Here is a 21172-nt window from a genome sequence, read left to right on the forward strand (position 1 = left end):
GGGCGCCGACAGTGGCGCAGGGGACTCGCTGTTGGATCCCTACAGAAAGCTGCGTACGCCGGACGCAAACATGTGGCCCGCGCCCCCGCCGACGCGACATGATCGGAGCAACCACCGGTCACACCAACAGGAAGAGACCCAGGTGCCACATACCATCGACGAAGCCTTCACGGCGCTTCCGCTACGCGCCCTGGCCGACGCGGCGCTGGCACGCGCGCGTGCGCTGGGTGCGGAGCACGCCGACTTCCGGCTGGAGCGGGTGCGCAGTGCGTCCTGGCGGCTCAGGGACGGCAAGCCGTCCGGGTCGTCGGACACCACCGATCTGGGGTACGCGGTGCGGGTCGTGCACGGCGGGACGTGGGGGTTCGCGTCCGGTGTGGACCTGACCATGGACGCCGCCGCCAAGGTGGCGAGTCAGGCGGTGGCGATGGCGAAGCTGTCCGCCCAGGTGATCAAGGCGGCCGGGTCGGACGAGCGGGTGGAGCTCGCCGACGAGCCCGTGCACGCCGAGAAGACGTGGATCTCTTCGTACGAGATCGATCCGTTCGCCGTGCCCGACGAGGAGAAGTCCGGGCTGCTGACCGAGTGGAGCATGCGGCTGCTCGCCGCCGACGGGGTGAACCACGTCGACGCCTCGCTGCTCACCGTGCACGAGAACAAGTTCTACGCCGACACGGCCGGCACCGTGACCACGCAGCAGCGCGTGCGGCTGCACCCGCAGCTGACCGCCGTGTCGGTCGACGAGTCGAGCGGCGAGTTCGACTCCATGCGCACCATCGCGCCGCCCGTCGGGCGCGGCTGGGAGTACCTCACGGGCACCGGCTGGGACTGGGACGCCGAGCTGGCGCAGATCCCCGAGCTGCTGGCCGAGAAGATGCGCGCGCCGAGCGTGGAGGGGGGCGTGTACGACCTCGTCGTCGACCCCTCCAACCTCTGGCTGACCATCCACGAGTCCATCGGGCACGCCACCGAGCTGGACCGGGCGCTCGGCTACGAGGCCGCCTACGCCGGCACCTCCTTCGCCACCTTCGATCAGCTCGGCAAGCTCAAGTACGGCTCCGAGCTGATGAACGTCACCGGGGACCGCACCGCCGAGCACGGCCTCGCGACCATCGGCTACGACGACGAGGGTGTCGAGGGACAGACCTGGGACCTGGTCAGGGACGGCACGCTGGTCGGCTACCAGCTGGACCGGCGGATCGCGAAGCTGACCGGTTTCGAGCGGTCCAACGGCTGCGCGTTCGCCGACTCCCCCGGCCATGTGCCGGTGCAGCGCATGGCCAACGTCTCCCTCCAGCCGGATCCGGCGGGGATGTCGACCGAGGACCTCATCGGCGGCGTCGAGCGCGGCATCTACGTCGTCGGGGACCGGTCCTGGTCCATCGACATGCAGCGCTACAACTTCCAGTTCACCGGGCAGCGCTTCTTCCGGATCGAGAACGGGCGGCTCGCCGGGCAGCTGCGGGACGTCGCCTACCAGGCCACGACCACCGACTTCTGGGGTTCCATGACGGCCGTCGGTGGTCCCCAGACGTACGTCCTGGGCGGCGCCTTCAACTGCGGCAAGGCCCAGCCCGGCCAGGTCGCCGCCGTGTCGCACGGCTGCCCGTCCGCCCTCTTCAGGGGAGTCAGCATTCTGAACACCACGCAGGAGGCCGGTCGATGAGCGCCCCCACGAGCAAGCCGCACGAGATCGTCGAGCGGGTCCTGGAGCTGTCCCGGGCCGACGGCTGTGTCGTGATCGCCGACGAGCAGTCGACCGCCAACCTGCGCTGGGCCGGCAACGCGCTGACCACCAACGGCGTCACGCGCGGGCGCACGCTCACCGTGATCGCGACCGTCGACGGCAAGGAGGGCACGGCGTCCGGGGTGGTGTCGCGGTCCGCGGTGACCGTGGACGAGCTGGAGCCGCTGGTGCGGGCCGCGGAGGCCGCCGCGCGGGGCGCCGGTCCGGCCGAGGACGCGCAGCCGCTGGTCACGGGTGTGCCTCAGTCGCCGGACTTCACGGATGCGCCCGCCGAGACCTCGTCCGCCGTCTTCGCCGACTTCGCGCCGGCGCTGGGTGAGTCGTTCGCACGCGCGCGTGCCGGCGGACGCGAGCTGTACGGCTTCGCCAACCACGAGCTGACCTCCACCTACCTCGGTACGTCGGCGGGGCTGCGGCTGCGCCACGACCAGCCCAACGGGACGCTGGAGCTGAACGCCAAGTCGCCGGACCGTACGCGCTCGGCGTGGGCGGGCCGGTCGACCCGGGACTTCAAGGACGTCGACCCGGCCGCGCTCGACGCCGAACTGGCCGTGCGCCTGGGCTGGGCGGAACGGCGCATCGAGCTGCCCGCCGGGCGGTACGAGACCCTGTTGCCGCCGACCGCGGTCGCGGACCTGCTGATCTACCTGATGTGGTCGGCGTCGGGCCGGGACGCGGCCGAGGGCCGGACGGTGTTCTCCAAGCCCGGCGGCGGCACGCGCGTCGGCGAGAAGCTGACCGAGCTGCCGCTGACCCTGCGCAGCGACCCGAACGAGCCCGGCCTGGAGGCGCTGCCCTTCGTGCTCGCGCACTCCTCCAGCGGCGACTCGTCGGTGTTCGACAACGGGCTGCCGCTGCCCCCCACCGAGTGGGTGGGCCAGGGCGAGCTGAAGCATCTGATCACCAGCCGGCACAGCGCCGGGCTGTCCGGTCTTCCGCCGGCGCCGGGGATCGACAACCTGATCCTGGAGAACGGGGGCGAGGGCCGCTCCCTGGAGGAGATGGTCGCGAGCACCGAGCGCGGACTGCTGCTGACCTGCCTCTGGTACATCCGCGAGGTCGACCCGGCGACGCTGCTGCTGACCGGCCTGACCCGGGACGGGGTGTACCTCGTGGAGAACGGCGAGGTCGTCGGCGAGGTGAACAACTTCAGGTTCAACGAGTCACCGGTCGGCCTGCTCGGCCGGGCCACGGAGGCGGGGCGGACCGAGAAGACGCTGCCGCGGGAGTGGAGCGACTGGTTCACCCGGGCTGCCATGCCTGCGCTGCGGGTGCCCGATTTCAATATGAGCTCTGTCAGTCGGGGCGTATAACCTCGTATGCGGCGGTCACCCGACTGCCCGAAGATCATCCAAGGAGACACGAGAACCGTGACGGACATCGTCGACGAGCTCAAGTGGCGGGGGCTGTTCGCCCTCTCCACCGACGAGGAAGCACTGCGCAAGGCGCTCGCGGACGGTCCCGTCACGTTCTATTGCGGCTTCGACCCGACCGCGCCGTCGCTGCATGTGGGGCATCTGGTGCAGGTGCTCACCATGCGGCGGCTCCAGCAGGCCGGTCTGCGGCCGCTGGCGCTGGTGGGCGGCGCCACGGGCCTGATCGGCGACCCGCGCCCCACGGCGGAGCGCACGCTGAACGATCCGGAGACGGTCGCCGGCTGGGTCGAGAAGCTGCGCGGCCAGATCCAGCCGTTCCTGTCCTTCGAGGGCGAGAACGCGGCCGTCATGGTCAACAACCTCGACTGGACGCAGAACCTGTCCGCGATCGAGTTCCTGCGCGACATCGGCAAGCACTTCCGCGTCAACAAGATGCTGACCAAGGACTCCGTCGCCCGGCGTCTGGAGTCCTCCGAGGGCATCAGCTACACCGAGTTCAGCTACCAGATCCTGCAGGGAATGGACTTCCTCCAGCTGTACCGGAGGTACGGCTGCACGCTCCAGCAGGGCGGCAGCGACCAGTGGGGCAACCTCACGGCCGGCCTCGACCTGATCCACCGGCTGGAGCCGCACGCCAACGTGCACGCCCTGGCGACGCCGCTGATGACGAAGGCGGACGGCACCAAGTTCGGCAAGACGGAGGGCGGCGCCGTCTGGCTCGACCCGGAGCTGACGACGCCGTACGCGTTCTACCAGTTCTGGCTGAACGTGGACGACCGGGACATCTCCACGTACATGCGGATCCTGTCGTTCAGGTCCCGTGCGGAGCTGGAGGAGCTGGAACAGCAGACGGAGGAGCGTCCGCAGGCCCGGGCCGCGCAGCGCGCGCTCGCCGAGGAGCTGACGACGCTGGTGCACGGCGCCGACCAGACGGCCGCCGTGATCGCCGCGTCCAAGGCCCTCTTCGGCCAGGGCGAGCTGACCGGGCTGGACGCCAGGACGCTGGCCGCCGCCCTGTCCGAGGTGCCGCACATCCAGGTCGCCGAGCTGGCTCCCGCCGTGGACCTGTTCGCCGGGGTGGGCCTGGTGCCCAGCAAGTCCGCGGCGCGTCGCACGGTCAAGGAGGGCGGCGCCTACGTGAACAACGTGAAGGTCGACTCCGAGGACGCGGTCCCCGCCAAGCCGCACCTGCTCCCCGGCCGTGGGGGGGTGCGCCGCGGGGCCAACAAGACCCCGGGGGCGTTCGCGGCCCCGGGCGCGGGCGCGGCGGTGTGCGCGCGCTGGGGGCGCCCTTCCGGCACGGTACGGCCGCCCCCTGCGCCGTACGTCTGTCAGGCCCGCCGCTTGCCGCCCCTCAGCTGCATGTACGCCATGTCGCCGAGGAAGACGATGACGACTGCGGCGACGAGCTGGAAGATATGGCGGCTCCAGTCGATGCCGGGCGTCTCGTCGACGCCGAAGCCCCGGGCGATGGCGTTGCCGGCGATGGCGCCGAGCATGCCAAGGATGGTGGTCAGCCAGAGGGGGCTGTGCTGCTTACCGGGAATGACCGCCTTGGCGATCAGGCCCAGCACGAATCCCACGATGATCGCCCACAACCAGCCCATGGCTGCCTCCTCGTACGGCTCGACGTGAGCATTGCACCCAGTTTCGGCCGGTCCCCCGTACGGCGCATGTCGGGTGGACCGTACGCGCCCCTGCGGATGCCGTTCGCGCAGGCAGGGCGGGTACCCGGTCTCGTAGGCGGCGCAGGCGCGGCGTAACGTGGGGGTTGTCCGGCCCCGGTTCCCGCCCGGTGCGGAGCTGGGACGGGCCAGGGAGAGGTCCGATGCGGGCGGATGGTGGAATGTGATGCGGAAGCATGGTGACGGCGGTAACGCCCAGGTGTTCCGGATCACCGGAGCCCGGCAGGGCCTCCAGGATGACGTCCGCGGCCGGCAGCGCCGGTACGTCATCTCGATGTCGGTCCGTACGGTCGCGGTGATCCTGGCCGCCACGCTCTGGAACGTGGAACGGCACGTCGCGATCGTGGCGTTGGTGCTCGGCGCGGTGCTGCCCTATATCGCGGTGGTGATCGCCAACGCCGGGCGGGAGAACGTGCCGTCACTGCCGTCGACGTTCGTGGCCGTGCAGCCCCGGCCGATGCTCGCGCCGCCACGCGACGAGGACGACGGGTTCACGGAACCCGTCCCGGAATCAGCCCCTGGATCCGTCCCCGAAGACGTGGTGGGCGATCCGGCGCGTGGACGGCCCGAATAGGGTCTGCGCCAAGCTCAGTAAAAGCTCAGATCAATCATGTTGTTCCGGTGCACGGCAAGCGGTTACCCGTGACATACTTCGTACGCGCTCCGCATCCCCCGTCGGAGCGACGGACCGACGCCGGGCAGCTCCCCCCGTGGCTGCTCGGCGTCGCCTTTTCTGCGCAGTGGTGAGACGAACCTGTGAGTGACGAGACCCCGATCTGTTCCGCCAAGGGCTGCCGTGCGACTGCCGTATGGGTGCTGGCCTGGAACAACCCGAAGATTCATACGCCGGAGCGGCGGAAGACGTGGCTCGCGTGCGAGGAGCATCGGGAGCATCTTTCGCAGTTTCTCGGGGTTCGGGGGTTCTTGAAGGACGTCGTCAAGTTCGAGGACTGGGAAGCGCCCCCGGGCGCGTAAGGCCCAAGGCCTCAGCCGCCGATCGCCGACATCGGGCGGTCCGGCTGGATGAACGTCGGGTCGTCCAGGCCCGCGCCTGCCTTCTTGCCCCACATCGCCAGGCGCCAGATGCGGGCGATCTCCTCGTCCGGGGCGCCGGAGCGCAGGGCGGCGCGCAGGTCCGTCTCCTCGCGGGCGAACAGGCAGGTGCGTATCTGGCCGTCGGCCGTGAGGCGGGTGCGGTCGCAGGCCGCGCAGAACGGGCGGGTGACGGAGGCGATGACACCGACCCGGTGCGGGCCGCCGTCCACCAGCCAGCGTTCGGCCGGGGCCGAGCCGCGCTTCTCGGAGCCCTCCTCCGTCAGCTCGAAGCGGGTGCGCAGGGAGGCGAGGATGTCGCCCGCCGTGATCATGCCGTCGCGCTTCCAGCCGTGCTGGGCGTCCAGGGGCATCTGCTCGATGAAGCGCAGCTCGTAGTCGTGCTCGACGGCCCAGGCGAGGAGGTCGGGGGCCTCGTCCTCGTTGAGCCCGGGCATCAGGACGGAGTTGACCTTGACCGGGGTCAGGCCGGCCTCGCGGGCGGCGTGCAGGCCCTCGATGACGTCCTTGTGGCGGTCCCGGCGGGTGAGGGTCTTGAAGACGTCGGGGCGGAGGGTGTCCAGGGAGACGTTGACCCGGTCCAGGCCCGCGGCCTTCAGGGCGGCGGCGGTGCGCCTGAGGCCGATGCCGTTGGTGGTGAGGGACATCTGGGGGCGCGGGTCCAGGGCCGCGACGCGCTCGACGATGCCCACCAGGCCGGGGCGCAGCAGCGGCTCCCCGCCGGTGAAGCGGACCTCCTCGATGCCCAGGGAGGTGACCGCGATGTCGATCAGGCGGACGATCTCGTCGTCCGTGAGCAGGTCCGGCTTGGCCAGCCACTGCAGGCCCTCCTCGGGCATGCAGTACGTACAGCGCAGGTTGCACCGGTCGGTGAGCGAGACCCTCAGGTCGGTGGCCACCCGGCCGTAGGTGTCGATGAGCACGCGGCCCCCTCCCTCGCAGCGGATCACACACAGCGGAGCACATTGTCCGACACCTGTGAGCCTACGCGACGGCAGTGACAGCCACAGCGGCCTGATCACACAGGTACGGCGCGGCCGCGTCGTAGGGACCTACACAGGCCTACGGCGCGGCCGCGTACCGGGGCGGGATCAGTGGGCGCCGGTGCCGGTCAGGGACCGTACCTCCAGCTCGGCGTACTTGCCGGTGTCGGGCTCCTCCTTGGACAGGACCGTGCCCAGCCAGCCCATGAAGAAGCCGAACGGGATGGAGATGATGCCCGGGTTCTTCAGCGGGAACCAGGCGAAGTCGACGTCGGGGAACATCGCCTTGGGGTCGCCGGAGACGACGGGCGAGAACAGCACCAGGCCGACGGCCACGATCAGGCCGCCGTAGATCGACCACAGTGCGCCCTGGGTGGTGAACCGCTTCCAGAACAGGCTGTAGAGGATCGTCGGCAGGTTGGCGGAGGCCGCGACCGCGAAGGCCAGGGCGACCAGGCCGGCCACGTTCAGATCACGGGCGAGGGCGCCGAGGGCGATGGAGACGATGCCGATGAAGACGGTCGCCCAGCGGGCCGCCTTCATCTCCTCCTTGTCGGTGGCCTTCCCCTTGCGGATGACGTTGGCGTAGATGTCGTGCGCGAAGGAGGACGACGAGGCCAGGGTGAGGCCGGCGACCACGGCGAGGATCGTCGCGAAGGCCACCGCCGAGATCGTGGCCAGCAGGATCGCGCCCCAGGCCGAGTCGACGCCGCCCAGGTGCAGGGCGAGCAGCGGGGCGGCCGTGTTGCCGGACGGGTTGGAGGCGATGATCTCGTCCTGGGAGATCAGCGCGGCGGCGCCGAAGCCGAGGGCGATGGTCATCAGGTAGAAGCCGCCGATGATGCCGATGGCCCAGTTCACGGACTTCCGGGCGGCCTTGGCGTTGGGCACCGTGTAGAAGCGGATCAGGATGTGCGGCAGACCGGCGGTGCCGAGCACCAGGGCGATGCCGAGGGAGATGAAGTCCAGCTTGGTGGTGCCGCTCGCGCCGTACTGGAGGCCGGGCTCCAGGAAGGCGGCGCCCTTGCCGCTGTTCTCGGCGGCGGTGCCGAGCAGGTCGGAGATGTTGAAGTTGAACTTCAGCAGCACCAGGAACGTAATGAGGATCGTGCCGCCGATCAGCAGCACGGCCTTCACCATCTGCACCCAGGTGGTGCCCTTCATACCGCCGATGGAGACATACACGATCATCAGGACGCCGACGAGGGCGACGATGAGGATCTTGCCGAAGTCCGAGGTGATGCCGAGGAGCAGCGAGACGAGGACGCCCGCGCCCGCCATCTGGGCCAGCAGATAGAAGATCGACACGACGATCGTGGACGTACCGGCCGCCGTGCGGACCGGGCGCTGGCGCATGCGGTACGCGAGCACGTCGCCCATGGTGTAGCGGCCGGAGTTCCTGAGCGGCTCGGCCACCAGGAGCAGGGCGACCAGCCAGGCGACCAGGAAGCCGATGGAGTACAGGAAGCCGTCGTACCCGAAGAGGGCGATCGCGCCCGCGATACCGAGGAACGAGGCGGCCGACATGTAGTCGCCGGAGACGGCGAGGCCGTTCTGGAAGGCGCTGAACTGGCGCCCGCCCGCGTAGAAGTCGGCCGCGTCCTTGGTCTGGCGGCCCGCCCAGACGGTGATGCCGAGCGTCGCCAGGACGAACAGCGCGAACAGGGTGATGATCAGCGGCCGGTGCTCGCTGGCCTCGTTCGCGGCGAGGAAAGTCTGCTGTACGGGGCTCATGCGCCGCCCTCCATCCGGGACTTGATGGCCTCGGCCTTGGGGTCGAGCTTCGCGGCGGCGTGCCGCGAGTACCACCAGGCGATGAGGAACGTGGTGACGAACTGTGCGACGCCGAAGACGAAGGCGACGTTGATGTTGCCGAACAGCTTGGTGCCCATGAAGTCGCCCGCGTAGTTCGACAGCAGGACGTACAGCAGGTACCAGGCGATGAAGGCGACGGTCAGGGGGAAGGCGAAGGAGCGGTAGGAGCGGCGCAGTTCACCGAACTCCGCGCTCTCCTGCACCTCGACGAACTCCTCGGTCGAGGGGAGTCGGTGTTCTGACTTCGAGGGGGGCGGTGCGTCGGTTGCCACGGAGTCTCCTCGCGTTGCGGATGCGATGGTGAGGGTAGTGATGTGGATCACGTGAGCCGGGCGGCGATGTTAGTGCCCTTCGGGCGTGATCCAAAAGGGGGCTCGATCGTGCTCGCGCTCCCTGTTCAACGTCACGGCGGCACGCGCGGACCGGTTCAACCTGTCCGACTTCTTTCGAAAATCGGTACGTCAGGACCACGAAGTCGTCGCGTCATCGTCGGAAGCCATTGCTGGCCAGCGAGTTCGGGAGATAGCTTCGGCCTGCACACCCGTCATGCACCTGCCCGAGCACCACCTGTGTCTCGGGCCGGTTTCGTTTCCGGATGATGTGGAGACCCCATGGCTCATCTGCGTTCCAGACGCCGGCTGGCGCTCGCCGTGCCCGTCGTGCTGTCGCTGACCGCCTCGATCGGCTTCCTGCCGGCGGCCGCCTCGGCCGCCCCGCGCGTGGAGTCCGGCGCGCAGACGGCGGACGCACCCGACCTGGCGTATGTCGTCAACACCAAGACGGACCGGCGCACGATCGCGTCGGTGCAGAAGGCGATCGCCGCGGTCGGCGGCACCGTCGTGACGACGTACGACAAGATCGGCGTGATAGTCGTCCACTCGGCGAACCCGGACTTCGGCGCGCAGATACGCACGGTCCGCGGGGTGCAGTCGGCCGGTGCCACGCGCACCGCCCCACTGGTGGCCGCGGGCACGACGGACGAGGGCGCGGCCGACTACCTGACGGACGGGGAGGCCGCCAAGACCGAAGCCGCCGCCACGCCCGGGAGCGAGCCCCTCGAGGCCGACCAGTGGGACCTGCGCGCGATAGGCGCCGACAAGGCCGCGCAGATCAACCCGGGCAGCGGGAAGGTCACCGTCGCCGTCATCGACACCGGCGTCGACGACACCCACCCGGACCTCGCCCCGAACTTCTCCGCGGGCCAGTCCGCCAACTGCGTCGGCGGTGTCGCGGACACCAGCGAGGGCGCCTGGCGGCCGTACACCGCGGAGGACTACCACGGCACGCATGTCGCCGGTGAGATAGCCGCGGCCCGCAACGGCGTCGGGGTGGCCGGCGTGGCGCCCGGTGTGAAGGTGTCGAGCATCAAGGTGAGCGACCCGCACAACGGTCTCTTCTACCCGGAGAGCGTCGTGTGCGCGTTCGTGTTCGCCGCCGACCACGGCGTCGAGATCACGAACAACAGCTACTACGTGGACCCGTGGCTGTACAACTGCATGGACGACCCCGACCAGAAGGCGATCGTCGACGCGGTCAACCGGGCCCAGCTGTACGCCCAGAAGAAGGGCACCCTGCACCTGGCGTCCGCGGGCAACTCCAACCACGACCTGGACTCCGACGCGATCGTCGACGACACCAGCCCCGACGACTCCACCCCGGTCGAGCGCACCATCGACCCGCACGAGTGCTTCGACGTGCCGACGCAGCTCCCGGGGATCGTCACCGTCAGCGCGACGGGTGTGCAGAACCTCAAGTCGTACTACTCCTCGTACGGCAAGGGTGTCGTCGACATCGCGGCGCCGGGCGGCGACCGGCGCTACCAGCTCCCGGACACGCCGTCGAAGGACGGCCGCATCCTGTCGACCATGCCCAACAACGAGTACGCCTTCCTGCAGGGCACCTCGATGGCCTCGCCGCACGCCGCGGGCGTCGCCGCGCTGCTGAAGTCCGAGCACCCGTGGGCGGGCCCGGCGCAGCTCCAGGCGCTGCTCAAGGCGCAGGCCGACAACCCGGGCTGTCCCGAGTCGTACGACCAGGACGGCAACGGCACGCAGGACGCGGTGTGCGAAGGCGGCGACCGCGTCAACGGTTTCTACGGCTTCGGCATCGTCAATGCGCTGCGCGCGGTGAAGTAGGCCGCCGTCAGGCTTGCGGCGCGACCGGTCCGGTCGCGCCGCACGGACGTCCCGCACGGTCCGTCGTACCGCGAACGAACTGGAGACATCCTCACCATGACAGTGCCTCACCCACGCCACCGCCGCGCCCTGGTGATCCCCGTCGGGATGGCCATGGCGACGGCTGTCGCGTTCCTGCCGGGCGCCACGGCGTCCGCGGCTCCGCCCGCGCCGACGGCAGCGACCGCCGACGCGACCTCGCTCAGCTATGTCGTCAACGTCCGCCCCGGGCACGGCCCTTCGGGGCATGTGAAGAAGGCGATCGCCGACGCCGGCGGCACGATCGTGATGTCGTACGACCGGATCGGCGTGATCGTCGTGCACTCGTCGAACGCCGACTTCGCCAGGACGATCCGCACGGTGCGGGGGGTGGAGTCGGCCGGTGCCACCCGGACCGCCCCGCTGCCCGCGCAGTCCACCACCGACGTGGGGACGCCGAAGGTGCTCAGTGCGCAGGAGGTCGCCGCCGCCGAGGCCGCCGAGGGCCAGGACCCGCTCCAGGGCCTGCAGTGGGACCTGCCGGCCATCAAGGCGGACAAGGCGCACGAGAAGTCGCTCGGCAGCAGCAAGGTGACCGTCGCCGTGATCGACACCGGCGTCGACGACACCCACCCCGACATCGCCCCGAACTTCGACCGCGAGGCCTCCGTCAACTGCGTGACGGGCAAGCCGGACACCACCGACGGCGCCTGGCGGCCCGGCGCGACGGAGAGCCCGCACGGCACGCACGTGGCCGGGGAGATCGCGGCGGCCAAGAACGGCGTCGGTATGACAGGCGTCGCGCCGGGGGTGAAGGTCTCCGGCATCAAGGTGTCCACCACGGCCGGCTACTTCTACACGGAGGCCGTCGTCTGCGGCTTCGTGTGGGCGGCCGAGCACGGCGTCGACGTGACGAACAACAGCTATTACACCGACCCCTGGTACTTCAACTGCAAGAACGATCCCGACCAGAAGGCGCTGGTGGAGGCCATCACCCGGGCCTCGAAGTACGCGGAGAAGAAGGGCGCGGTCAACGTCGCCGCGGCCGGCAACGAGAACTACGACCTCGCGGCCGACGAGATCACCGACCCGGTGTCCCCGAACGACTCCACGCCCACGGAGCGGGTGATCGACCCGTCCGAGTGCTACGACATACCGACCCAACTGCCGGGCATCGTGACGGTCGCGGCCACCGGTGCGAAGGGTCTGAAGTCGTCGTTCTCCAACCACGGTCTGGGCGTCGTCGACATCGCCGCTCCCGGCGGCGACTCCACGGCGTACCAGAAGCCGGAGCCGCCCGCGACCAGCGGCCTGATCCTGGGCACGCTGCCCGGCGGCAAGTGGGGCTACATGGCCGGTACGTCGATGGCCTCGCCGCATGTCGCGGGCGTGGCCGCCCTGATCAAGTCGACCCACCCGCACGCCACTCCGGGCCTGGTGAAGGCCCTGCTGTACGCCGAGGCGGACGCCACGGCGTGCACGGACCCGTACGACATCAACGGCGACGGCAAGGTCGACGCGGTGTGCGAGGGCCCGAAGAACTACAACGGCTTCTACGGCTGGGGCACGGCGGACGCACTGGACGCGGTGACCAGGTAGGGCTTTGGGGCAGGTGATCCGGGCCGGGCGGGCATCCGCCCGGCCCGGACGCCGCGTAGGGCAGGATCTGACGTCATGCTCGCACACGAAGATCCCACGACCTGGGGACCCGAACCGGTCCGGCCCAGATGGCAGCTGGTCCTGCGCTTCCTCGCGACCGTGGTGTGCTTTCCGGTGCTGTGCGTGGTGGGGCTCGCGACGTTCGTCTTCTTCATCGCCCTCGCCTTCCTGACGGAACTGATCGCGATGTTCAGCTCGCGCTACGAGCGAGGCTTCGGGGAGGTGATGGAGTCGGCGCTGGACCGTATCCTCGGCCTGGGCTCCTGGTTCGTCACCTGGCCGCAACTGCGGCACGAGGGGGACACCGAGTACTACCGGGCGAAGGTCGACAAGGTGGTGGCCGACTGGACGGCCCGGGCCTCGGCCCCGCCCGAGCCGGACAAGGCGAAGCCACCGGTGGAATGCGAGATAGCGCTGTCCGTCTATCGCGGTGTGGGCGGCCGCTACCTCGCGGAGGTCGCCCTCGCCCAGGGATGGGAACTGCGCCCGTCCGACGTGCGCAAGGAAGTGCGGCTGCGGTGGTCGGCCGCCACCCGGGTCGACCGACCGGTCGTCGAGGGGTAGGCGGGGCGGCCGGGTGCGCTGCCCCGCGCAGGCGCTCCCCGGTTGTTCTCCTGAACTTGCCTGCTCTGTGGCCGCTGGTGAAGATCTCGAGGTGACGTTGATACGACCCACTCCCGGGGCGGCCGACGCCGACGGGACGGTACGAAGACCCGGTGTCGGCCGGGCGGTCGCCGTGCTCGTCCTGGTGGCGCTCGGCGCGCTGATACCCGTGCTGGGACCGTCCGCCGCTCTGCACGGCACCGGCGAGGCGGCCGCCCCCGGCGTCGGGGGTGTCGGGCTGCTGCGTGCGGTGCTGTTCGCGGCGCTGTGTGTGCCGGTGGGCGAGCTGTTCGTGAACCGGCTGGCCCGCTTCCTGCCCGGCGCACCGGAGGGGCGGCCGCGCAGTTGGGCGCCGTATGCGGCCTGCGCCGGCTTCGTCGCGGCGCTGGGGCTCGCGTCGGTCGTGGCGACCGGCAACCTCGTGCCGACGAGCCTCGCCCAGATCGACGTCGGCGGCCTCTACACGTCCCGGGACGGCAGACTCGCGCTGCTGGAGGTCAACGCGTTCATGGTGGCGGGCCTGTGCGCACTGACGCGCCGGCCGGGGACACAGGTGTGGCCGCTGGCCGCGGTGGCCGTCGCGGAGGCGCTGCGCGCACATCCCCCGACCGAACCCAGCCCGCTCGTCGGCTCCGGTCTGACGCTCGTTCACCTCACCTGCGCCGCACTGTGGGTGGGCGGGTTGCTGCACGTGTTGCGGGCGCTTCGCCGGTGGGGTGCCGCGGAGAGGGGTGCCGCCCTGCTGGGGCGGTACGCGCGCGTGGCGGCCGTTCTGCTGGCCGTGATCACCGCGACCGGCATCTGGAGCACCCTGCGCCGGATGCCGCCGGACACGGTGCTGGAGCAGTTGACGGCCACGGCGTACGGGCGCGTGCTGCTTGCCAAGGTGCTCCTCGTGGCCGTGGTCGCGCTGCTCGCCCTGTGGGCCAGGATCCGGCTGCGCCGGGCGGCCGACCCGCTGACCGCCTGCTTCCCCGCGCGCATGGAGGTCGTCGGGCTCGGGGTGGCGGTCGCGGTGTCCGGCCTGCTGACGGCGTTGCCGCTGCCGATCCGCTGGTGAAGGGTCACGCCGCCTCGCGCAACGGCATCGTCGGGGCACGTCGGTCCGTGCCGAGGGTGCCCGGGTCAGCAGGAACTGCGCGGCGATGTACGTGGCCATGATCCAGAAGTCCGGCCTCGGCAGTTGCGGCCAGTCGAAGACGAGACTGCCGAGCCCCACGGTGACGCTGGCGGCGTCCTTCGCCTCGTAGCCCGCCGCGTCCTCGTCGGGATGGAGACGGACGCTGATCATCCCGATCACGGTGAGCAGCACGAAGGCGGGTATCGGACAGCGGTGTCAGTCCCGGCCCGTATTCTCAGTGACCATGCTCGAAGACCGCACGACCGCAGCGTCCTCCCCCACCGCGTGGCCGGCCGCGTATCCCCACGGTTACGCAGTCGTCGACGTGGAGACCACAGGCCTGGCCAGGGACGACCGGATCATCTCCGCGGCCGTCTACCGGCTGGACGGACGCGGCGAGGTCGAGGACCACTGGTACACGCTGGTCAATCCGGAGCGGGACCCCGGTCCCGTGTGGATCCACGGTCTGACGAGCGAAGTACTCGAAGGGGCGCCGCTCTTCCAGGACATCGCCGAGGAGTTCGCGACCCGGCTGGAGGGCCGGGTGCTCGTCGCGCACAACGCCGTGTTCGACTGGCAGATGATCGCCCGGGAGTACGCGCGCGCGAAGAGCGAGGCCCCGGTGCGTCAACGGCTGTGCACCATCGCCCTGTCCAAGGCGCTGGAACTGCCGCTGCCCAACCACAAGCTCGAGTCGCTGGCCGCGCACTTCGGCGTCGTACAGCAACGGGCGCACCACGCACTGGACGACGCGCGCGTGCTGGCCGAGGCGTTCCGGCCGAGCCTGAGGGCCGCGGCCGAGAGCGGCGTGCGGCTGCCGCTGCACGAGTGCCGGCCGCTGACCGAGTGGTGGGAACCGCCCGCGCCCCGCATCGGACAGCAGGCGACGGGCGGGTACGGCAGTTACCGGCCGGGCAGTTGGCGGCCCTCCCGCAAAAGGCCCGCCTGCCCGTACCCCAACCCAGGTCGGTACGAAGAGGGCAAACGCCTCAAACAGGGCATGCGGGTCGCCTTCTCGGGGGACACGTCGGTCGAGCGCGAGCTGCTGGAGGACCGTGCGACCGAGGCCGGGCTGCATGTCTCCACGAGCCTGTCCCGGCTGACCAGCCTGCTCGTCACGAACGACCCGGACTCGGGCACGTCGAAGGTCGTCAAGGCCCGGCAGTACGGCACGCCGGTGGTCGACGAGGCGGCGTTCGGACAGCTCCTCGGGGACGTGGAGCCGGCGTCGGAGCCGTGAACCCGGCAGGCAGCCGTACGGACGGGTGATTGCCGGGCGACTCGCCCGGCGCCCGCTCGCCCGCGCCGCGGGGACGGCTCACCCTGTGGCGCATGGCGACATGTGAAGTTTGCGGCAATAACTACGGAATGACCTTCGAGGTGCACGCCCAGGGCGCGGTGCATGTCTTCGACTGCTTCTCCTGTGCGATCCACCGCATGGCCCCCATCTGCGAGCACTGCCGGGTCCAGATCATCGGCCAGGGCGTCGAGGCCGAGGGCCACTGGTACTGCGGCGCCCACTGCGCCCGCGCCGAGGGGAAGGCGGGGATCATCGACAAGGTCTGAGACGGTCCAAGCCCACCCGAGCCCTGCCCGATCCCCTGCGGCACACCCCAGCGACAGCACCCCGCAGCCCGAGATGTACGGTCGTGGGGTGTACCGCTTCCTGTTGTCCCGGCAGTGGGTGATCCTCACCCTTGTCGCCCTCGCGCTCATCCCCACGATGATCGAGCTGGGCTTCTGGCAGCTTCACCGGCACGAGAACAGGGTCGCGCTGAACAAGGTGATCGCCGACTCACTGGCGGCCGAGCCTGTCCCGGCCGAGTCGCTGACCTCGCCTGGCGCCGAGGTCGGGGACGCGGACCTGTACCGTCGGGTCACCGCGAAGGGCCGCTTCGACACCGCGCACGAGGTCGTCGTACGCCGCCGGACCAACGCGGACGACGAGGTCGGCTTCCACGTCCTGACGCCCTTCGTCCTCGACGACGGCAAGGTCCTCCTGGTGAACCGGGGCTGGATCCCCGCGGACGGCCCCAGCCAGACGGCGTTCCCGAAGATCCCCGCACCGGCGGAGGGTGAGACCACCGTCACCGGACGGCTGATGCCCGACCAGACGACCGCCGAGAGCGGCATCAAGGACGTCAGGGGACTGCCGGACCGCCAGGTCATGCTGATCAGCAGTGAGCAGGCGGCCGAGCGTCTCGGCAAGCAGGTCCTCGGCGGCTACATCGAACTGACCTCGCCCGAACCCAAGGGCGACACACCCGAGCTGATCCCGGCTCCGGACCACGACAGCATCGGCAACCACATGGCCTACGCCATCCAGTGGTGGCTGTTCTCCGCGGGCGTCCCGGTCGGCTGGGTCATCCTCGCCCGCCGCGAGGTCCGGGACCGCGCGGCGGCGGCGAAGCAGGAGCAGACGGAGGCGGAGCCGGCGACGGTGTAACCCCGTCATCCGCCCGGCTCTTGCCCGGATTGCCCCTACGGCCCCCCGGGAACCCGGAATCCGTGTACCTGCCCACCGAGAACCGAGCCGAGAGCAGAACCGAGAACGGCGCCGGCATCGGCGCCGTGAACCGCATCGAGGACTACGCCCTCGTCGGCGACGAACAGACCGCCGCCCTGATCGGCAAGGACGGCTCCGTCGACTGGCTCTGCCTCCCCCGCTTCGACTCGGCCGCCTGCTTCGCCAAGTTGCTCGGCGACGAGGAGAACGGCCACTGGCGGATCGCCCCCAAGGGCGCCGAGGGCCACTGCACCCGCCGCGCCTACCGCCCCGGAACCCTGGTCCTCGACACCGAGTGGGACACCCCGCAGGGGTCGGTCCGGGTCACCGACCTGATGCCGCAGCGGGACCGCGCACCCGACCTCGTACGCATCGTGGAGGGCTGCAGCGGCCGGGTCACCGTACGCAGCACGCTCCGTCTGCGCTTCGACCACGGCTCGATCGTGCCGTGGGTGCGCAGGACCGACGGCCACCGGGTGGCCGTCGCGGGCCCCGACTCGGCGTGGCTGCGCAGCGAACCCGCCGTGCGCACCTGGGGCGAGGGCTTCGGCACGCACTCGGAGTTCACGGTCGAGAAGGGCGAGAAGGTCGCGTTCGTCCTCACCTGGCACCCCTCCCACGAGCCGCGCCCGCCCCTCGTCGACCCGTACCAGGCACTGCGCAGCAGCGTCACCGACTGGCGGGCGTGGGCGGCCCGCTGCCGTTACCACGGCCCCCACAGGGACACGGTCGTCCGGTCGCTGATCACCCTCAAGGCCCTCACCTACGCGCCGACCGGCGGCATCGTCGCCGCACCCACCACCTCTCTTCCCGAGGAGATCGGCGGTGTGCGCAACTGGGACTACCGCTACTGCTGGCTGCGCGACTCCACGCTCACCCTGGGCGCGCTGCTGTCGGCGGGCTACCAGGAGGAGGCGGAGGCCTGGCGCAACTGGCTGCTGCGGGCGGTCGCGGGCGACCCGGCGGACCTGCAGATCATGTACGGGCTGGCGGGTGAACGGCGGCTTCCGGAGTACGAGCTGCCCTGGCTGACCGGTTTCGCCGGTTCCGCACCCGTGCGGATCGGCAACGACGCCGTACGGCAGTTGCAGCTGGACGTGTACGGCGAGGTCATGGACTCCCTGTCGCTGGCCCGGCTTTCGGGCCTGTCCGTCAAGCCGCACGTGTGGCGCCTGCAGTGTGCCCTGATGAAGTTCCTGTGTACGGCGTGGCGGCAGCCGGACGAGGGGCTGTGGGAGGTGCGCGGCGGCCGGCGCCAGTTCGTGCACTCGAAGGTGATGGTGTGGGTGGCCGCCGACCGCGCGGTGCGCACGCTGGAACGGCATCCGGAGCTCGAGGGTGACCTGGCGGGCTGGCGGGAGATGCGCGAGGAGGTGCACCGCGAGGTGTGCGAGCGGGGGTACGACCCCGAGCGGAACACCTTCACGCAGTACTACGGTTCGCGCGAGCTGGACGCCGCCCTGCTGCTCATCCCGCGCGTCGGCTTCCTGCCGCCGGACGACCCGCGGGTGAAGGGAACCATCGACGCGGTGCGCAAGGAGCTGTGCCACCAGGGCTTCCTGCGCCGCTACAGCACCGACGGGACGGTCGTCGACGGGCTGCCCGGCAGCGAGGGGGCCTTCCTGGTGTGCTCGTTCTGGCTCGCGGACGCAATGCACATGACGGGTCGTACGGACGAGGCCCGCGAGCTGTTCGAACGACTGGTGGGGATGGCGAACGACGTGGGGCTGCTGGCCGAGGAGTACGAGCCCGTGACCGGCCGCCAGCTCGGCAACTTCCCGCAGGCGTTCAGCCATATCGGCCTGGTGAACACGGCCCTCGCCCTGTACGGGGCGGACGGGGCAGGATAGGGGCCATGGATCTTGGACTGAAGGACCGGGTGTACGTCGTCACCGGGGCCACGCGCGGGCTGGGCAACGCCTCCGCGCGCGAGCTCGTGGCCGACGGGGCGAAGGTGGTCATCACCGGGCGGGACGACAAGCGGGTCGCCGACGCGGCGGCGGAGCTGGGGCCGAACGCGTACGGGGTGGCCGTGGACAACGGCGATCCGCAGGCGGCGGCCCGCCTGATCGGTGCCGCACGCGAGCGGTTCGGCGGCTTCGACGGCATCCTCGTCAGCGTCGGCGGGCCGCCCGCCGGGTTCGTCGCCGACAACACCGACGAGCAGTGGCAGTCGGCGTTCGAGTCGGTGTTCCTGGGTGCGGTGCGGCTCGCCCGCGCGGCGGCGGCGGAGCTCGAAGCCGGGGGCGTCATCGGGTTCGTGCTGTCCGGCTCGGTGTACGAGCCGATTCCGGGGCTGACCATCTCCAACGGGCTGCGGCCGGGGCTGGCGGGCTTCGCCAAGTCGCTCTCGGACGAGCTGGGGCCGCGGGGTATTCGCGTCGTCGGGGTGCTTCCCGGTCGTATCGACACGGATCGCGTGCGTGAGCTGGACTCCTTGTCCGCGGATCCGGAGGCGACGCGTGCGGCTGCCGAGTCACGTATTCCGTTGCGGCGGTACGGGGCGCCGGAGGAGTTCGGGCGTACGGCCGCGTTCTTGCTGTCGCCGGCTGCGTCCTATCTGACGGGCGTCATGGTGCCGGTGGACGGCGGGGCACGGCACGGCTTCTGAAAGGGACCTCAACTGACCCTTTCCGCACGGTGCTTGACGCCCCTCAGGCGGACCTCGGCGGGCAGCGACGCCAGGCCCGCCGAGTCGCGGGCGTGGGCCAGGGCCTGGGCCGTGAGGCGGTGGAGCGCATCCCCGGGGTCCACGTGCGGCTCCACCAGGAGCCGTACCCGTGCCTCCGGCGCACTGCGTCGCCCCGTGAGCTGGACATGGGCGCGGGCGACGCCGTCCAGGGCGTCCGCCTCGCCGGTGAGTACGCCTTCCAGGGCCCGCCCGCGCAACAGGGCGCCCTCGCCGTCGCCGGTGTCGACGAGCACCTCGGCGAGCCGGCGCCGGCGCACCACCGCGACCAGCCACCACAGGGCGAGCAGGACGAGGACGGCGAGCGCGGCGAAAACGGTGGGCCACCACCAGCCGGCGTCGCGCCAGCGGGTCCGCTCGGCGTCGCCGAGCGGCACGTCGTTCGTGCCGTGATGGATCCACCAGGACGGGGGGTCGACGCCCAGCCCGACGGCGAGCACCGCCCCGCCCAGCACGACCAGCACCAGCCCGATGATCGCGAGCAGCACCCGGTTGACGGCCCTGAGCACCGCGCTCACCCCTTCCGGCCGGGCCGCCGGACGTGCACCGTCAACGCGGGCCGCCGGGCCAGGCCCAGCCCCCTGATCGCGTCGGCGAGCACGCTGTCCAGGTCGGCGCGTACCTCGTCCAGTTCACGGAAGTGCGAGACCGCCCGTACGTCGGCCCGCCTGCGGCGCATCCGGACCCGTACCGACTGCACACCGGACACCTCCATGGTCCGGTCGCGCAGCACGGTCGCGGCGGCGTCGCGGTGCAGTCCGGCGCGTACGTCGGCCTGGGTGCGCCGCATCGGCAGGACGGCTCGCAGTCCGGGCGTCGTGGCCAGCACGATCAGCCAGAGGCCGAGGGCGGCGGCGACGCCGGCGCCGACGAGGACCCAGGTGTCGTCGAGGGGGCGTTCGGCGAGTTGGCGGGCGAGTTCCCGGCGCCAGTGCATGGGCGGCCGGTCGGCGCGGACGGCGGCGATGTCGTAGAGGAAGGCGCCCGCGACGACGAGGAGCAGCAGCGCGACGATGCCCGCGGGGATACGGCGGGCCGACCAGAAGCGGTGGTTTCCGCCGTTGTCCGCGTCGGCGACCGGCAGCGGTTCGTAGGCAGCCGACGAGGCGGACTGGCCGAGTTCGGGCTCGGTCGGTTCTCTCTCGATGACCGGCAGTTGCTGTGTGGTGCCGTCGGAACCCTGGGACTCGCTCATCGCGTCCTCCCCTGCGCCGCGCCGTGCGCCGCTGCCAGATGCAGCCGCTCCACCTGGACGGCGACCTCCGGAACGTCCATTCCCACCAACGCGCCTACCCGTTCGACGACCTGGCGACGCACCTGCCCGCAGCGGGAGCCGATGTCGCTGGGGTAGTCGAGTTCGAGGTGGATGTGGACCCGGGCGGCGTCGTGGTGCACGACGACCGTGGCGTGCGGGCGGGCCGCCTCGGGCGGCAGCGTGCCGAGCGCCTCGCGGGCCGCCTGCGCGGCGATCTTCGCGACCACGCGGTCGGCGATCAGGGTCGCCCCGCGCTCGCCCGGAGGTACGACGGTGACCGGTCTGCGAGGTTCGGCGGCCCCACTGCTCACGGGCGTCACCGCCGGCGTTCGCCACGCGAACGGAAGAAGTCGCCGGCCTCCAGGTCCCCCTCCAGGAACCGGCCGACGACGAACCCGACGGCGCCCAGGGCCGCCACCAGCAGGAAGGCACCGAACCCCCCGAAGTACCCGGCGAAGCCCAGGGCCATTCCGGCGATCATGCCGACCAGGGCCATGCTCATCGTGCGCTCCTCAGCTAGTCAGCGGC

Annotated in this window: 21 protein-coding genes and 2 pseudogenes; 14 read left to right on the forward strand and 9 right to left on the reverse strand. The window is 70.8% G+C overall.

Features of this window, described 5'->3' with window-relative positions; all coding sequences use genetic code 11:
* The first annotated feature begins 142 nt into the window (after positions 1–142).
* From ACFV7R_RS00130 to tyrS, 3 genes and pseudogenes are all read left to right on the forward strand, one after another.
* Positions 143–1666, forward strand: coding sequence for a TldD/PmbA family protein (locus ACFV7R_RS00130; protein ID WP_385258027.1), 1524 nt, complete (start codon positions 143–145; stop codon positions 1664–1666).
* Positions 1663–3060, forward strand: a complete 1398-nt coding sequence (locus tag ACFV7R_RS00135) for a metallopeptidase TldD-related protein (RefSeq protein WP_385258030.1) — start codon at positions 1663–1665, stop codon at positions 3058–3060. The genes ACFV7R_RS00130 and ACFV7R_RS00135 overlap by 4 nt, the downstream gene beginning before the upstream one ends.
* A gap of 57 nt (positions 3061–3117) precedes the next feature.
* Positions 3118–4380: pseudogene (tyrS, locus tag ACFV7R_RS00140) on the forward strand (tyrosine--tRNA ligase); the annotation flags it as partial.
* Positions 4381–4454: 74 nt separating this feature from the next.
* On the opposite strand, the gene ACFV7R_RS00145 reads toward tyrS, so the two are convergent.
* Positions 4455–4730, reverse strand: coding sequence for a GlsB/YeaQ/YmgE family stress response membrane protein (locus ACFV7R_RS00145; protein ID WP_129797144.1), 276 nt, complete (start codon positions 4728–4730; stop codon positions 4455–4457).
* A 244-nt stretch (positions 4731–4974) separates the two neighbouring features.
* On the opposite strand from ACFV7R_RS00145, the gene ACFV7R_RS00150 reads away from it, so the two are divergent.
* Both ACFV7R_RS00150 and ACFV7R_RS00155 read left to right on the forward strand, forming a co-directional pair.
* Positions 4975–5382 (forward strand): DUF3099 domain-containing protein, encoded by a 408-nt coding sequence (locus ACFV7R_RS00150; RefSeq protein WP_385258032.1) that lies wholly within the window; start codon positions 4975–4977, stop codon positions 5380–5382.
* Between the two features lie 182 nt (positions 5383–5564).
* Entirely contained in the window at positions 5565–5783 is a 219-nt protein-coding gene (locus ACFV7R_RS00155) for a hypothetical protein (RefSeq protein WP_129797146.1), read from the forward strand.
* A gap of 11 nt (positions 5784–5794) precedes the next feature.
* On the opposite strand, the gene moaA is transcribed toward ACFV7R_RS00155, so the two are convergent.
* The 3 genes from moaA to ACFV7R_RS00170 all read right to left on the reverse strand — a co-directional run bounded on the left by moaA (position 5795) and on the right by ACFV7R_RS00170 (position 8931).
* Positions 5795–6784, reverse strand: coding sequence for a GTP 3',8-cyclase MoaA (moaA, locus tag ACFV7R_RS00160; protein ID WP_385258035.1), 990 nt, complete (start codon positions 6782–6784; stop codon positions 5795–5797).
* Between the two features lie 168 nt (positions 6785–6952).
* Positions 6953–8578, reverse strand: a complete 1626-nt coding sequence (locus ACFV7R_RS00165) for a cation acetate symporter (RefSeq protein WP_129797148.1) — start codon at positions 8576–8578, stop codon at positions 6953–6955.
* Complete coding sequence (locus tag ACFV7R_RS00170) at positions 8575–8931, reverse strand: DUF485 domain-containing protein (RefSeq protein WP_129797149.1); 357 nt, start codon at positions 8929–8931, stop codon at positions 8575–8577. The genes ACFV7R_RS00165 and ACFV7R_RS00170 overlap by 4 nt, the downstream gene beginning before the upstream one ends.
* Before the next feature lie 339 nt (positions 8932–9270).
* Between ACFV7R_RS00170 and ACFV7R_RS00175 the strand changes: the two genes are divergently transcribed.
* The 4 genes from ACFV7R_RS00175 to ACFV7R_RS00190 all read left to right on the forward strand — a co-directional run bounded on the left by ACFV7R_RS00175 (position 9271) and on the right by ACFV7R_RS00190 (position 14134).
* Positions 9271–10794, forward strand: a complete 1524-nt coding sequence (locus ACFV7R_RS00175) for a S8 family serine peptidase (protein WP_385258038.1) — start codon at positions 9271–9273, stop codon at positions 10792–10794.
* 96 nt (positions 10795–10890) lie between these two features.
* Positions 10891–12411, forward strand: coding sequence for a S8 family serine peptidase (locus ACFV7R_RS00180; RefSeq protein ID WP_385258040.1), 1521 nt, complete (start codon positions 10891–10893; stop codon positions 12409–12411).
* A 75-nt stretch (positions 12412–12486) separates the two neighbouring features.
* A complete protein-coding gene (locus ACFV7R_RS00185) occupies positions 12487–13035 on the forward strand; it encodes a hypothetical protein (RefSeq protein WP_385258042.1) in 549 nt (182 codons plus the stop codon).
* A 91-nt stretch (positions 13036–13126) separates the two neighbouring features.
* Positions 13127–14134 carry a CopD family protein gene (locus ACFV7R_RS00190; protein WP_385258044.1) on the forward strand — a complete coding sequence of 336 codons (1008 nt, stop codon included), beginning with the start codon at positions 13127–13129 and terminating at the stop codon, positions 14132–14134.
* Between the two features lie 132 nt (positions 14135–14266).
* On the opposite strand, the pseudogene ACFV7R_RS00195 reads toward ACFV7R_RS00190, so the two are convergent.
* Positions 14267–14365, reverse strand: a pseudogene (locus ACFV7R_RS00195) (sterol desaturase family protein); the annotation flags it as partial.
* A gap of 73 nt (positions 14366–14438) precedes the next feature.
* Here ACFV7R_RS00195 and ACFV7R_RS00200 point away from each other — a divergent pair.
* From ACFV7R_RS00200 to ACFV7R_RS00220, 5 genes are all read left to right on the forward strand, one after another.
* On the forward strand, positions 14439–15434 hold the full coding sequence (locus ACFV7R_RS00200; protein ID WP_385258046.1) for a DEDDh family exonuclease: 996 nt from the start codon (positions 14439–14441) through the stop codon (positions 15432–15434).
* Positions 15435–15526: 92 nt separating this feature from the next.
* Positions 15527–15760, forward strand: coding sequence for a hypothetical protein (locus tag ACFV7R_RS00205; protein ID WP_129797156.1), 234 nt, complete (start codon positions 15527–15529; stop codon positions 15758–15760).
* A gap of 88 nt (positions 15761–15848) precedes the next feature.
* Positions 15849–16640 (forward strand): SURF1 family protein, encoded by a 792-nt coding sequence (locus tag ACFV7R_RS00210; protein ID WP_385258048.1) that lies wholly within the window; start codon positions 15849–15851, stop codon positions 16638–16640.
* A 125-nt stretch (positions 16641–16765) separates the two neighbouring features.
* On the forward strand, positions 16766–18550 hold the full coding sequence (locus tag ACFV7R_RS00215; RefSeq protein ID WP_385258869.1) for a glycoside hydrolase family 15 protein: 1785 nt from the start codon (positions 16766–16768) through the stop codon (positions 18548–18550).
* A 5-nt stretch (positions 18551–18555) separates the two neighbouring features.
* On the forward strand, positions 18556–19311 hold the full coding sequence (locus ACFV7R_RS00220) for an SDR family oxidoreductase (protein WP_385258050.1): 756 nt from the start codon (positions 18556–18558) through the stop codon (positions 19309–19311).
* A gap of 8 nt (positions 19312–19319) precedes the next feature.
* On the opposite strand, the gene amaP is transcribed toward ACFV7R_RS00220, so the two are convergent.
* From amaP to ACFV7R_RS00240, 4 genes are read right to left on the reverse strand one after another with little or no spacing between them, the layout of a single operon-like run.
* Complete coding sequence (gene amaP / locus ACFV7R_RS00225; protein ID WP_385258052.1) at positions 19320–19907, reverse strand: alkaline shock response membrane anchor protein AmaP; 588 nt, start codon at positions 19905–19907, stop codon at positions 19320–19322.
* Positions 19904–20584: a DUF6286 domain-containing protein gene (locus tag ACFV7R_RS00230; protein ID WP_385258055.1), complete on the reverse strand. Its 681-nt coding sequence runs from the start codon at positions 20582–20584 to the stop codon at positions 19904–19906. The genes amaP and ACFV7R_RS00230 overlap by 4 nt, the downstream gene beginning before the upstream one ends.
* Complete coding sequence (locus ACFV7R_RS00235) at positions 20581–20964, reverse strand: Asp23/Gls24 family envelope stress response protein (protein WP_129797161.1); 384 nt, start codon at positions 20962–20964, stop codon at positions 20581–20583. Before ACFV7R_RS00235 ends, ACFV7R_RS00230 begins: the two co-directional genes overlap by 4 nt.
* Complete coding sequence (locus tag ACFV7R_RS00240) at positions 20961–21146, reverse strand: hypothetical protein (RefSeq protein ID WP_129797162.1); 186 nt, start codon at positions 21144–21146, stop codon at positions 20961–20963. Before ACFV7R_RS00240 ends, ACFV7R_RS00235 begins: the two co-directional genes overlap by 4 nt.
* Positions 21147–21172 lie beyond the last annotated feature (26 nt).

The organism is Streptomyces sp. NPDC059866 (genome assembly GCF_042731325.1).
GTDB lineage: Bacteria > Actinomycetota > Actinomycetes > Streptomycetales > Streptomycetaceae > Streptomyces > Streptomyces flavusporus.